This is a genomic window from Thermoactinomyces sp. CICC 10522, from assembly GCF_016055075.1.
Taxonomy (GTDB): Bacteria; Bacillota; Bacilli; order Thermoactinomycetales; family Thermoactinomycetaceae; genus Thermoactinomyces_A; species Thermoactinomyces_A daqus.
Genome location: NZ_JAECVY010000001.1, coordinates 96,728 through 109,621, shown reverse-complemented (window position 1 = coordinate 109,621; position 12,894 = coordinate 96,728). Strand labels below are relative to the sequence as shown.

The 12,894-nt window shown below is 49.7% G+C and carries 17 protein-coding genes; 4 read left to right on the top strand and 13 right to left on the bottom strand.

The features are described 5' to 3' along the window. Positions 1 to 56: 56 nt before the first annotated feature. From I8U18_RS00620 to I8U18_RS00580, 9 genes are all read right to left on the bottom strand, one after another. Positions 57 to 1,154 carry a S8 family peptidase gene (locus I8U18_RS00620; protein WP_198058911.1) on the bottom strand — a complete coding sequence of 366 codons (1,098 nt, stop codon included), beginning with the start codon at positions 1,152 to 1,154 and terminating at the stop codon, positions 57 to 59. A gap of 76 nt (positions 1,155 to 1,230) precedes the next feature. Continuing rightward, positions 1,231 to 1,416, bottom strand: coding sequence for a type II toxin-antitoxin system antitoxin (locus I8U18_RS00615; RefSeq protein WP_033100986.1), 186 nt, complete (start codon positions 1,414 to 1,416; stop codon positions 1,231 to 1,233). Beyond that, entirely contained in the window at positions 1,413 to 2,258 is an 846-nt protein-coding gene (locus I8U18_RS00610; protein WP_033100985.1) for an SPFH domain-containing protein, read from the bottom strand. Before I8U18_RS00610 ends, I8U18_RS00615 begins: the two co-directional genes overlap by 4 nt. Positions 2,259 to 2,359: 101 nt before the next feature. Next, complete coding sequence (locus I8U18_RS00605; RefSeq protein WP_033100984.1) at positions 2,360 to 3,025, bottom strand: GDSL-type esterase/lipase family protein; 666 nt, start codon at positions 3,023 to 3,025, stop codon at positions 2,360 to 2,362. Next, a complete protein-coding gene (gene spoVAD, locus I8U18_RS00600) occupies positions 3,022 to 4,056 on the bottom strand; it encodes a stage V sporulation protein AD (RefSeq protein WP_033100983.1) in 1,035 nt (344 codons plus the stop codon). The genes I8U18_RS00605 and spoVAD overlap by 4 nt, the downstream gene beginning before the upstream one ends. A 15-nt stretch (positions 4,057 to 4,071) precedes the next feature. Further along, positions 4,072 to 4,536 carry a stage V sporulation protein AC gene (gene spoVAC / locus I8U18_RS00595; RefSeq protein WP_152568543.1) on the bottom strand — a complete coding sequence of 155 codons (465 nt, stop codon included), beginning with the start codon at positions 4,534 to 4,536 and terminating at the stop codon, positions 4,072 to 4,074. A gap of 84 nt (positions 4,537 to 4,620) precedes the next feature. After that, the gene (locus tag I8U18_RS00590) at positions 4,621 to 4,998 is read right to left on the bottom strand and encodes a YhjD family protein (RefSeq protein ID WP_198064385.1); all 378 of its coding nucleotides are present in this window, start codon (positions 4,996 to 4,998) and stop codon (positions 4,621 to 4,623) included. A gap of 67 nt (positions 4,999 to 5,065) precedes the next feature. Then, the gene (locus tag I8U18_RS00585; RefSeq protein WP_033100980.1) at positions 5,066 to 5,512 is read right to left on the bottom strand and encodes a CBS domain-containing protein; all 447 of its coding nucleotides are present in this window, start codon (positions 5,510 to 5,512) and stop codon (positions 5,066 to 5,068) included. 43 nt (positions 5,513 to 5,555) lie between these two features. Then, positions 5,556 to 6,740 (bottom strand): M20 metallopeptidase family protein, encoded by a 1,185-nt coding sequence (locus I8U18_RS00580; RefSeq protein ID WP_033100979.1) that lies wholly within the window; start codon positions 6,738 to 6,740, stop codon positions 5,556 to 5,558. A 176-nt stretch (positions 6,741 to 6,916) separates the two neighbouring features. Here I8U18_RS00580 and I8U18_RS00575 point away from each other — a divergent pair, with 176 nt between their 5' ends. Next, positions 6,917 to 7,261: a YugN family protein gene (locus I8U18_RS00575; protein WP_033100978.1), complete on the top strand. Its 345-nt coding sequence runs from the start codon at positions 6,917 to 6,919 to the stop codon at positions 7,259 to 7,261. A 145-nt stretch (positions 7,262 to 7,406) separates the two neighbouring features. Here the strand turns inward: I8U18_RS00575 and I8U18_RS00570 are convergent, their stop codons facing one another. After that, positions 7,407 to 7,787, bottom strand: coding sequence for an Asp23/Gls24 family envelope stress response protein (locus I8U18_RS00570; RefSeq protein WP_033100977.1), 381 nt, complete (start codon positions 7,785 to 7,787; stop codon positions 7,407 to 7,409). A 66-nt stretch (positions 7,788 to 7,853) separates the two neighbouring features. Next, positions 7,854 to 8,672, bottom strand: coding sequence for an NYN domain-containing protein (locus tag I8U18_RS00565; RefSeq protein ID WP_160173843.1), 819 nt, complete (start codon positions 8,670 to 8,672; stop codon positions 7,854 to 7,856). A gap of 230 nt (positions 8,673 to 8,902) precedes the next feature. Here I8U18_RS00565 and cax point away from each other — a divergent pair, with 230 nt between their 5' ends. Both cax and I8U18_RS00555 read left to right on the top strand, forming a co-directional pair. Next, on the top strand, positions 8,903 to 9,964 hold the full coding sequence (gene cax / locus I8U18_RS00560) for a calcium/proton exchanger (RefSeq protein ID WP_198064384.1): 1,062 nt from the start codon (positions 8,903 to 8,905) through the stop codon (positions 9,962 to 9,964). A 332-nt stretch (positions 9,965 to 10,296) separates the two neighbouring features. Further along, entirely contained in the window at positions 10,297 to 11,193 is an 897-nt protein-coding gene (locus I8U18_RS00555) for a LysR family transcriptional regulator (protein WP_198064383.1), read from the top strand. Between the two features lie 52 nt (positions 11,194 to 11,245). Here the strand turns inward: I8U18_RS00555 and I8U18_RS00550 are convergent, their stop codons facing one another. Beyond that, on the bottom strand, positions 11,246 to 11,524 hold the full coding sequence (locus I8U18_RS00550) for an Fpa/YlaN family protein (protein ID WP_033099067.1): 279 nt from the start codon (positions 11,522 to 11,524) through the stop codon (positions 11,246 to 11,248). Positions 11,525 to 11,776: 252 nt separating this feature from the next. Between I8U18_RS00550 and I8U18_RS00545 the strand changes: the two genes are divergently transcribed. Beyond that, positions 11,777 to 12,148 (top strand): hypothetical protein, encoded by a 372-nt coding sequence (locus I8U18_RS00545; RefSeq protein WP_033099068.1) that lies wholly within the window; start codon positions 11,777 to 11,779, stop codon positions 12,146 to 12,148. Positions 12,149 to 12,407: 259 nt separating this feature from the next. Here I8U18_RS00545 and I8U18_RS00540 read toward each other — a convergent pair whose 3' ends face one another. After that, positions 12,408 to 12,890, bottom strand: coding sequence for a PaaI family thioesterase (locus tag I8U18_RS00540; RefSeq protein WP_309485181.1), 483 nt, complete (start codon positions 12,888 to 12,890; stop codon positions 12,408 to 12,410). Between the last annotated feature and the right edge of the window lie 4 nt (positions 12,891 to 12,894).

Here is a 12,894-nt window from a genome sequence, read left to right as displayed (position 1 = left end):
ACGATACACCACCAATATATGCCCGCCCGGCCTGCCTTATGAGAGAAACCCTCTTCCTACAGCCCCTGCACCAGTCCTACTCCGGTAAGCGGATCCCGCCCCGCCGGCGGCAGATCGATCGCCCGGTGATACAGCATGGCTTTCAACTCGGCCGAAGTCGCCCTGGGAAAAGCAGCCCGATAGATGGCCAGAACTCCCGTCACATGGGCTGCGGCCATCGAGGTTCCGCTCAACACCGCATAACGGCTGTAGAAATAAGTGCTCAAGATCCCCGTTCCCGGCGCTGCGATATCCACTTTTCCGGTGGCTGAATACGAGTCCCGACGGTTTAACTTATTCAGCGCCGCCACGGAAATCACCGGGGATATCCTTGCCGGGATCGAAACGGTATCGCCTTTTCCGGACGCATTTCCATTGTTCCCTGCGGCAGCGACAATCAAAATCCCCCTGCTTACGGCTGCCGCAATCGCTTGCGCCAAGGCCGGGTGAATCGTTTGCCCGCCGCTGATGCTGATATTCAGGATATGCATCCGATTGGCAATCGCCCATTCAATTCCCTTAATCAAATTGGAAATCGTTCCGTGTCCTGCAGAATTCAATACCTTGATCGCGTAAAGAGATACCTTCGGGGCGATCCCGACCACGCCAAAGTGGTTGTTTAATGCCCCGATGATTCCGGCAATATGGGTCCCGTGGCCGTTATCATCTTGCGGAGGCAGAAAAGGTGAAAGAACATTTACGCCGCCTTTAATGTTTGAAACCAGATCCGGATGATGAAAGTCGAGCCCGGTATCAATGACCCCCACCCGCACTCCCGTACCGTTGTTCAATCTGCGTTTCCCGAGGACCCTTGCGACATTCCAGGTCAGCACCTGGCTGTTGACGGCCCTTTTGTCATTGATCCTGCGGGAGGCTGAAAACACTTTTTCGATCTTGAAAAAAGGCAGCCGCAGCAAGCGGTCTTCCTGTATACTGATTAAATCCGGGTCCTTTTTCAATTTGAAGGCATTTTTCGGGGATTTAAACGATGCCGTAACGGTGGAAGAATATTTTCCGACATGGTGAATCTGTCCCCCGGCTTGTTTCACGATTTCAGGTTTGGCAACTGAACGAAAAACAAACGTATAACGTCCTTCCGGTGAAACAGCTGACATAAAATCACCCCTTTATTCTAGTTATGAATAAAAGGGTGATTTTGCTTGGACTAGATTGGTAAGTATTTAGTTGATTTTAAGTTTCGCCATCCGGCTTCTTTGACTTGCTTGAGGGAATTCTGCCCGCCCTCTTCACCGCATCTTTTAATAGAAATTCAATCTGTGCATTTACACTTCGAAATTCATCGGCCGCCCATTTTTCTATCATATTGTAAAGCTCTTGATCGATTCTCAGCAAAAACCGCTTTTTGTTGGTACTCATGTAAACAAGGTTCCGGTATTAATTACCGGAGTCGTCTCTCCTTCAGATACCAAGGCGACCATCAGATTATTCACCATCGCAGCTTTTCTTTCCTCATCCAGTTCGACGACGCCCTTCTTTTCGATGTGGTCCAACGCCATTTCCACCATGCCGATCGCACCTTCTACGATTTTCTGCCTGGCTGCAATCACCGCCTGCGCCTGTTGGCGGCGAAGCATCGCCTGGGCGATTTCGGGAGCATAAGCCAAATGGCTGATCCTCGCCTCCAAAATTTCCACTCCGGCGATTTTCAGCCGCTCTTGCAGCTCGGTGCACAGATTTTCCGCCACTTCCTCCGGCGCTCCCATCAACGAAGGAAGCGACTGGTCATGGCGATCATAAGGGTAACGGCTGGCCAGGGAGCGGATGGCGGTTTCGCTCTGGATCGCCACAAAAACGTTAAAATCCTCCACATCGAAAAGCGCTTTAGCGGAGTCGACCACTTTCCATACAATCACAGCGCCGATCAGAATCGGGTTTCCATCAGCATCGTTTACTTTCAGTTTATCACTGTGAAAATTGCGTACGCGCAGGGAGATTTTCTTTTTTGATGCGAAAGGATTCGCCCAAAAAAACCCATCTTCCGCAATCGTACCGGCATACTTGCCAAAAAAGGTGAGAACGCGGGCCTCATTCGGCTGAATCATAACGAATCCGGGGAGAAGCAGAACGGCCACCACCAGAAAAATGATCCCAATCCCGTAGATGACGAGTCCGGCTCCGGCCAAAAGCAAGAAAATTTCGAGCAACAAAAACAAAAATCCATTTGCCTTCCATGCAACTCTCTCTTCAGTGCGTGTCATGCGCTGCCCCCTTATCAATTTGTTATCTATATGATATCATTATGATAATAAAAAATCCATTCCTGCGGCCGAAAAAAGCTCGGCGAAGGAATGGAAAATGGTCATTGAGTAAGCGGTGTCAGAGATGGCAATGCATCAGTGCGGGTTTGGACAGTTGAGATGAAGAGTTTGGCAAGCTCATCATATCCCGTCTGGTTCGGGTGTACTTCATCGCTGAAATATTCTTTGCGATTTAAAAAAACATCAAACGGGTTGATCAGTTTGGCTCCGAACTGGTTGCAGATTTTCTCCAAGGCACGGTTAAGGGATTGGATGAGAAATGAGGCTTTGCCAACGCCGATTTCATAGGCTGGCAAAGGAATATAAAATCCGAGCACACGAAGCACCGCCGCCGGATTTTCTCTGCGCATCAGCGTAAGCATCTTCCTGACATTATCCTGAAGTTTATGGGTTGTCTTCATAATTTTTCTCAGAGTCAACTCATTATTTTCATAAAGCGAAATGAAATCGCATCCCCCGGTGGTGATGGTAATGTGCGTCATTCTAGGCAACAGGCGAATCATCGCAGGGTTGCTCACCAAGGATAGCAGTTCGTCAGAGGTCATACCGGAAATTCCAAAATTCCGCACATAACATTGGTTTGAATGCCGCAAATGCTGAAAATATTGGGCAACAAAATGTGCGGAAGGGTTACTGGCTCCAATCCCCTCCGTGAGAGAATCTCCCAGGGCCAGATAAGCGACAGGTGAGATCCGCTGTTCGTTCATGCCTTTCCTTCCTTCCCTTCTTCCATTTCAAAAGCCACCGCATGCGCTATACAAGGAATGGCTTCCCCCTGTTGGTATGAAACGGTACTCAATAAGGCACCGGTCGCGACTACCAGGATGCGCTTCCACTTGTTCCGCATCATTTCTCTCAACAGATGCCCATAGGTTACGACAGCACTGCATGCACACCCGCTGCCGCCGGCAAATGTTTCTTGCTTCTGGGTATAAATCATCAACCCGCAATCCGCAAAATGTTCCCCCATCTCAAAGCCAGCATTCTTCAGCAGCTCCCGCGCGATGGGCAATCCCACTTTGGCAAGATCCCCGGTGACGATTAAGTCATAATCTTCAGGGGATCGGCCGGTATCGGCAAAATGCGCTTGAATCGTCTGCGCGGCCGCCGGCGCCATGGCAGAACCCATATCCATCGGATTTTTCACGCCCAGGTCGGTTACTTTGCCAACGGTGGCATAGCGAACAACCGGGCCGTCACCCGAACGCCCCAACAAGCAGGCGCCTGCCCCGGTCACGGTCCATTGGGCCGTCTCCGGCTTTTGTCCGCCATACTCTGTCGGATAGCGGTACTGCTTTTCTGCTGTACAATTGTGGCTGCTCACACCGGCGATCACATGACGGGCATAGCCGCCATCGACCAATACCGCCGCCAAAGCCAAAGACAACATCGAAGTGGAACAGGCGCCGTATACGCCGAGAAACGGAATCTGGTTCGTTTTGGCGGAAAACGAGGCGGAAATGTTTTGGTTCAGCAAATCGCCGGCAAGATAAAAATCGATTTGTTCCGGGGTCAGGCCTGCCTTTTCTATGGCAAGGGAAACGGCATCCTCAAGCATTTTGCGTTCCGCCTTTTCCCATGTTTCTTCCCCGGCATACAGATCCGGATAAATTTTATCGAAACTCTCCCTTAACAATCCTTCCCCTTCCATCGGGCCGACTGTGGCAGCACTGGACAGGACGCGAACATCATTTTGAAATTCCCATGTGCTTTTTCCAATCAGCTTGGTTCCTGTCATTTCGTCTCCCCCATGTCATCTCACCAGTCCGGTCAAGGTATAGATCAAACCGATCACAAAGGCGGACAGCGTTCCAAACACAATCACTGCCCCTGCCAGCTTAAACATGTTTCCGCCTACTCCGAGAACATAGCCTTCAGCCCGGTGTTCCAGCGCCGACGAAGCAATCGAATTGGCAAATCCCGTGACCGGTACGGCCAATCCGGCGCCGGCCCATTGACCGATCCGGTCGTAAACTCCCAGCCCGGTCAAAAGGCAGGAAATAAAGATCAGTGTGGCTGCGGTCGGATCGCCGGCCTTTTCCGGTTTAAACCCAAACCAGTGAATATACATCAGCATGAGCGCCTGGCCAAGTACGCAGACCAATCCGCCGATCACAAAAGCTTTCAGGGAATTCATCCATATTTTAGGCTTGGGCCGATGTTTGTTTGCGATTTTTTCATAAGCCAATTCCTTTTCCTTCTGTCTGTGCTTTTCCATCGCCATCGCCCCCTTTTTTCGATCTGTCCGTTTTTAGAGTGCGCCTTCCCACTCTCTTTATGCATCATAAAAAATGCCTCCCTGCTATTCTGACTGCACTCCGTACGCTTCGCCGAGCAAGGTCTGCGCTTCCCGCATGCATTCGACTTTGATCCACTCGTTCAGCAACTTTTCTTTATAGAGAAACCCGTGCAGTTCCGCTTCAATCTCACGATGGTCCGGTGTTTGTTTCACCGCAATGATTCGCCCGCCCATTCGCCTCAGCGCTTTTCTGCTCTCGCTTTCTTTTTCCGCCAGACGTTCTGACATTTTCCTTATTTGTTCCAACCAAATTTCCTTCAGTTTGCAGGGGAAACGGGCCACGGTCCGGTAATCGGCCTGCAAGACAAGGGCAAGCACCTGCAAAATGGCCGTTTTTTTGACCAAGGTCAGGAAAGACTCATATTCTTCGCCGGAAATCATCACAGCACACGTCCTTCCCTTGACGTAAAAAGCCGCCGGGTCAACCGGCAGCTTTTTACCTTTCGGGTTATGACTTGAGATCATTTGATGCATTCGGATTATGCGTTTCTGAAATTTCGTTGAGAGCCTGGCTCGCTTCATCTTGATGTTGCTCGCGTACAGCCATGTCCCCAATCGACACGACACCGACCAGGCGGTTGTTTTCCACGACCGGCAACCGGCGAACTTGTGCTTCAGCCATTATTCTCGCCGCTTCATCCACCGTCATGTCCGGAGTTCCCGTCACCAGGGAAGTGGACATAATGTCAGCCACCGAACCGGAATTGGGCTGTTTGCCGGCGATTCCGCGCACAACGAGGTCGCGGTCGGTAATGACTCCTTTCAAGACGCCGTTTTCCACTACGGGAACCATCCCAACATTCGATGCCCGCATTTTGGAAGCTGCCTCAAAAACATTGTCCTGCGGCGTAACGTATTCCACATCAGTCGTCATAATCTCACGCAACGTGTGCATCAAAGATCCCCCCTGAGCCTTATGGTAACCAAACGGGGGATTCTCATTCTCCCTTTCCGCTTCCAAGAAACCGCATAGCCGTCCGAACCCACAATTCCGCCCCGATTTTCATCGCTTCTTCATCGAAATCAAAAAGGGGATGATGGTGGGGAGCCGTGATATTCCGCTCCGTGTTGCCGGCGCCCACAAAGCAAAATGCTCCCGGCCGTTGCTTCAGGTAATAGGCGAAATCCTCCCCTGCCATCACTGGATCGATTTGCCAGACCCCCTGCTCCCCGACAATCGCCTTGGCGGACTCGGCCAATATGTCAGTGGCGGCAGGCTCATTGACAACCGGAGGGTATCCCCAGGTATAATCAAACCGGTAATCTGCTCCAAACATCCGGCAAACCCCCTGAATCACTTCTTCCATCCTGGCCACGATCGCTTCGCGCGTCTCTTGCTTAAAGGCACGGACCGTTCCCCAAAATCGGCAACGCTCAGCAATCACATTAAACGCATTGCCGGCTTCGATTTGACCGACCGTGATGACGCCTGAATCCAGGGGATTGAGACAGCGGCTGATAATCGTCTGTAACTGGACAATTACATGGGATGCAATCACCACTGAATCAACCGCTTCATGCGGCAGTCCGCCATGTCCGCCTTTGCCGATGATCTCCACTTCAAAGGAATCGGCGGATGCCATCAGTTCCCCGCTGCGAATCCCAATGACCCCGCAAGGCAGAGGAGTCCACAGATGGACGCCGAAAATGGCATCAACCCCGTCCAGCACACCAGCGTCGATCATGGACACCGCACCGCCCGGCAACAACTCCTCCGCATGCTGAAACAAAAACAAGATGGAACCGTCCCATTGCTCCCTGAGCTCTGTCAAGACGGCAGCTGCCCCGAGCAAAGTGGCCATATGCCCGTCGTGTCCGCAGGCGTGCATCACTCCCGGAACCTGTGACCGGTAGGAGCAATCCTTTTCATCCTGAATCGGCAGTGCATCCATATCAGATCTTAAGGCGACAGTTCGCCCCGGCCCTTTTCCGCGGAGAAGTCCGACAAGGCCATGCCCGCCGATTCCCGTTCTCACTTCCAGACCGAGGCTTTTCAAAATGGAAGCCACTTTTTGCGCGGTTTCCTTTTCCTTAAATGAAAGCTCGGGGTTACGGTGAAAATCCCGGCGCCACTCAACCATCCGTGGATAAATTTCCGCAATTCGCTCTTTTATCCTCTCCATTTATCTCTCCCCTTTTCATTGGCACACGAACTGAAGCGGCAGCGGATATTTTTTGAATACTCATGTTTCTCTAATTTCGGACTTCTGTCACCCCCGATCGGTTGCGCTTACATGGGTAATCGTACTATCATAAATAATGATTCAATTCGGTGTGAAATGCAAAGGGAGGCGCCCAGATGATTTTTAACCACATAAAAACCAAAGGTATCAAGAAAGAATTCGGCGAAATGGAAAAAATCATGAAAAAATTGGGGTTTGTCCGCTGGTCCTGGGATTATGAGAAAGTCACTTATGATTTGAAATATACGTCTGATCAAATTGATTATTTCTTGCGCTTGCGGGCAGATGTAATCAATGACAAACGTCTCGAACACCCGAAAGCACTTCTGGAAATCGGAACCCCGGTCTTTGTGCGCCACTTTTTCCCGCACGGTATCGATGAAACAGCAGAGGTTCCCGAATCGTTACGGCAACAGGTAAACGCCAAACTGGAAGAACTGGAAAAAGCGTTAAACGGCTGACCATCGTTGCTGCAAAACGATGACGGTCTACCGGCACCCCCGGGATGAAAACGGAGTGAAATACCGGGGTGGCAGGAACCGCAGGGATGCCGCCTGCTGCACCAAGGCAAAAAAAGAGGGTGCTTTCGATCCTCACCCTCTTTCCTCATTTTATTTTGTTTTCCGCAGCCTTCGAATCGTGAAATTCCCCCAGCTCCACCCCGTCCACTTTGATGTTCACCTCTACCACTTTCAGGCCGGTCATCATTTCAACGGCTTCTTTCACCCTTTGTTGCAGATTCCGGCACACCTCGTCAATTTTCACCCCGTATTCCACAATCACCCGAAGATCGATTGCCGCCTCCAATTTTCCAACCTGAACGTTGACCCCTCTAGTGATGTTTTTGCCGCTGACGCGTTTGGCCAGTCCCTCGGCCATCCCGCCTGACATGCTGGCAATGCCGTTTGTCTTGCTCGCCGCAAACCCGGCGATCACAGCGACCACATCATCGGCAATGCGCAGCGTTCCACCTTGAAGATCTGCCATTTGTTTTCCCCCTCGTTGTCATAAAATCGCATCGGAACATCACACGGAAGACAAGCAGTCCCAGGCCTAGCTCACTTTGTATCCTGCGATTTTCACCATCGTTTGTACCTGAGGATGGGTCAGATTCACTTTGTACCCGTAATATGTTTTGGAATCCATCTCAATTTCCACAGGTATAATATATTTCCCTTTTAACAATTTTGAAAACAATTGGTTGGCTTCCAGCTCATCCAAATGAAATTTGCGAATAAAATCATTCTTTATCCAAGTGCTTCCATAACTCTTCCCAATATTATTGGGATCGTGATACCACTCATAAATTTGCACGACCGCGTTATGAATGAGCCGGTCGACACGGGAGAGATTTTGGAATTGGTGAATATTGAGAAATTCAAATAAATTGTGGGTGTTATCGCAGAATTCATGCAGCCCGGCCGAACGGGACAAACTTTCATCACAGAGGCAAAAAAGTTCCACCCGTTTTCCCTTTGACCATAGCCGGTCCAGGAGGGGGATCATGTCTTGATCTGCACTGACGATAATGTAGGTGCTGATCTCCGGGATCTGGTAAAGCACTTCCATGGCGTCAAGGCAAAGCTGGATATCTGCCGCGTTTTTCCGGTCCCTGCCGTCTCTGCCGTTTCCGTATACCTGATGCACATGAACTCTTTTTTTCTGGAGGCTCATCATGGACAAATCCAACTGCTCAAAATCGGCATATGCCTCAATCATCCGGATCGATTCTCTGCCATAATGGTCTTGCAGGCGCAAAAACAGGTTGTGTGATTCATCGGGATGGTCAGGATCCATGTGATATTTCTTCAAACCGTAGTAAACATTCTCTAAATCAATAAAGATCGCTGTATCTTTTACCCTGCCATTCAACCATTCTACCTCCTTTCTAATCATTCAAGCATATTTAATTATTTCGATCCTTGGGAGAGTATTCCTTCCAAAATCGGCTAAAACAGTCTGCAATCTACTTTGATAGGATTTGACATATTTCGATTGTTTCGTATGCTAAATTGAGGATTATTTAATATGTTGTTCACACTTTTTCCATCGAGAGGTTTGTTTCCTGTTTTTGACAAACGAAAATTTAAGAGGTGAACATTTTGAAGAAAAAGTGGTTTGTTGCCTTGCTCCTTCTCACAACAATCATCAGTGCGGAAGCACACTTTTTTACCCACAATCAGCCTTTTCAATTTGCCAGTGCCTGTTTGTCCCTTCTCTTCTGGGCGGCGCTTCTGGGGAAAGCGACCGAAAGCGTGGCCCATTATTCCGGCGAACGGCTGGGCGGGCTGTTAAATGCCACCTTCGGTAACGCGGCGGAGCTGATTATCGCCATCTTTCTGGTGAAAGCCGGATTGTTCGACATGGTTAAAGCCAGCATTACCGGATCGATCATCGGAAATCTGCTGCTCGTGCTCGGGCTGAGCGTATTCGCCGGCGGATTGAAATTCAAAATTCAGCAATTCAATCCACTCTTAGCCGGTCATAACGCTTCATTGATGATGCTGGCGGTCATCGCCCTGTTTATCCCTGCCGTCTTTATGCACGGTCTCACCCGCAGCGAAATCAGCATGGTCAGCGTCGTCATCGCCATTGTCCTGATCATCGGATATTTTCTGTGGCTCTATTTTTCCCTGGTCACCCATAAAGAAGAGCTGGGGGATAAAGTGGACGGCATGCCTGATTTGGATCAGCATGAAGAACCGGACTGGTCCAAAGGCGTATCACTCCTGTTCCTGCTGATCGCCACTGTCTTCGTCGCCATCGAGAGCGAATGGCTTGTACATAGTGTGGAATCTGTAGCCAAAGCGCTGGGTTGGTCGGAATTGTTCATCGGGGCCTTCCTGATTGCGATTATCGGAAATGCTGCCGAACACAGTGCCGCCGTCTTTATGGCGATGAAAAACCGCATCGGAGTGGCTGTTGAAATCGCCGTCGGAAGCAGCCTGCAAATCGCCTTGTTCGTCGCTCCGGTTCTCGTCTTTGTCAGCCTGTTATTCGGCAATCCCATGAACATCATCTTCAGCAATTACGAAATTGCGGCAATCGCCGTGGCCTCATTGATCGCTTCCTCGATCTCCCGTGATGGATCTACCAACTGGTATGAAGGAATTCTGCTGGTGCTGGTTTACATCATCTTGGGAACTGTCTTTTTTGTCGTCTGATCCCCCTGAACACGGGAAGGCCCTTTCGCCAAAGTGCGGAAGGGCCTTTCTTGGTGCAACGGAACCGGACATGATCGTTTTTTATTCAAAATTACCCGGCAGGAATCTATAAATTAATAATGAAATAATTTAATACTAAATATGAATACACTTTTTAAATGATAATTCCATTTTAAAAACAGTGATCACCACACCAAACGTCAAAATGGCATTCTGCATGCCGTCATCCTTTCCGAAAGCACCAATCTTCCATAGAAACGAGGTTGCCTGGTTCCTGTCCGGCGTGATCATCTCGTTTTAAAATTTAAAAATGAATTAAAGGGGTGACAAACATGAATGAACAGCAATTGATCACGTTTATCGAAGTGGCCCGTAAGCGTCACTTCCGGCACGCGGCGGAAACCCTGAACTTAACCCAACCTGCCGTCAGCGCACAGATCCGCAGCCTGGAAGAAGAATTGGGAACCACTCTCTTTTACCGGTCGCAAGTGAAACTGACGGCCGGCGGTGTTCTCTTTTATCCTTATGCGCAAAAAATTCTTGATTTGATGCAAGAGGGGCGCGAAGTGATTACCCAAGAAAAAGAGAAAGCCCATAGCCCCGTAACGATCGGGACGACTGCCTGCCTGTCTTTGGCGATTGTCTCCCGCATCTCGAAATATTTCCAAACGGGCAGCCCCGGGCTTCCGCTCAAAATCCTTAACTTGAGAACGGAAAAGATGATGAAGCTGCTTCAGGAAGGGCAAATCGAACTGGGGATTGCCTATTCCTATTCCCCGTTGCCCTCCCAAGTGGAAAAAAAGACACTGTTTTACGATTCCTTTACCCTGATTGACTCAGCGACCCGGCCAGTTATAAATAATAAAAGGTCTTTTCTCCCTTTGAAAGAGTTGGATAAGCTGCCGATGATCTCATTTGCCGGTGCAACCACCGAACGGGATCTCCTGAACGAGATCATGAGAAGATACGGAATTGAACTAAATATCCAGATCGAGCTGTCCAGCGTTGAAGAAATCAAGCGGTTGGTTGCAGAGGGTTTCGGCACCGCCCTGATCCCCGGACTCGCCCTGGGCAGCGGAGATTTCCGCTTGCGCCACATCCGGGTAACCCAGTTTGAGCATACGCTCCCCGTTTTTCTCTATTTTCTGAAAAGGCGCTACCTGCCCCGCGCAATTCGCCAGCTGATCCATGATATCAGCGGGATTTATCCTGTCGAATCGGAAGAATAGAAAAGACTCCCACAAGGAGTCTACGATCGTAATCTTTATTTGATTTCAGGAATCATGGAAGAATTTTTGCATATAAATCCGCAAGTTTTCGTTCAAGATCATGAATAATCTGCTGACCTTGCTCACGTGTGATCAATCCGGCACGAACAGCAAAGTCGATTTCCCGGGATAAACCAAACATCTGTGTATCTAAAACTTCCTCATATAAAGGACATTTCGGCAAAGTTAAATTATCCAATTGAACCGAAATCAATTGAGCAATTTTTTCTGCATCTTCATTTAAGAGTTGCACCGCGCGCAGATTTAAATCGGTCTGTGTCGGTGTGGTCAACGCAAACCCCCCCCATCGACCGTTCTACTCGGGATTGCGGAAAACGGCCCTAATACCTGTACACTAATACTAATCATAGTGTATCACGATCCTCCTGCTTTTGCAAAACACTTGCATCCTGTCACGGCTGCGTCCACCCGTCCCGGCAACGCTGTTCTCTCCGTCACCGTCTCTTCTTCTGTTTTTTGCAACGCCAAACTTCGCTATAATGAATAGGGCATGATCAAATATTTTATGAAACAGGTGATCGCTATGAGTTCCGTTATTCTCATAACCGGAAAAGTTCAGTTCAAGATCAATCTCGATCCGACGATCTGGATCATCGATGACCGCCGTTTTTCTTTAAGCGATCGCATCCCCGGAACGGAGGGGCTGGCCATGGAACTCGCGCCTTTTCTGAATAACGCCGGGCCCGCTCCAGACGCAACCCACGTGATTCTTCACCGTTCGGTGGGAGAAAAAGTGATCCTGACAATGGAACAAGCGCAAACTTCCTTTTTGTGTTTTGCCAAGGAAAATAAACCGATTCGCGAAGGCGGCCCGGCCCTTTTGTATCTGGCAGACGGCAGCAACAAAGAGAACCCGGTTTCCCATCTGACCGAACTGGAAGTAACCAGTATGTGAGAAAGAGAAAAAGCAGGCAACCGGCTCGCTCCAGCTTGTTGACAAAGTCCCTTCTTGGTACTTTCTCTGCTCCCGGCCCCCTTCGCCGCAAAGGTCGCACAAAAAAGCACCAATCCCTTCCGCCTGAACTTGTCGACAGCCTCAGCGGGCAACCAGCCTGCTATTTTTTATATCCCTTTCATATCAAAAAACGATTGGATCATATAGGCAGGTCAGACTTGCCTTTCACCAAGATGCCGTCCGCCATAAAAGGCGAATATCACTTTCCCTTTGGCAACAGATAAAAAGTCGCTGTCGCATAGCAGATTCGCTTCCCTTTCTCGTTGGTAATTTCACAATTGAGAACAGCCAGCGTCCGGCCAAGGTGGAGCAGTTCCGCGCGTGAAATGAGCATTTTGCCCGTCCCCGGTTTTAAATAATTGATCTTCAGTTCAGCTGTTACTGCTCCCGAACCTTCAGGAAGCAGACGGTTGATGCAGGAGCCCATCGTGGAATCAGCGAGCGTCGCCGCGATCCCTCCGTGCACAATGCCGCGGCGATTCAACATAAACGGGGTAATCGGCACGCGAAATTCGTATACTTTCTCTTCGATAAACCGGCCGGACAAACCGAGAAAGCCGGAGAGATAGGCGCTGTTCCGTTCCCGTTTCTGCCGGATCGCCTGTAAGGCCAATGCCAGCACTTCTTTTTCTTCTTCCGTCCCGTTTTCCAATACTTCCCGCAGCTCATCCGCCAACGTCATCCCT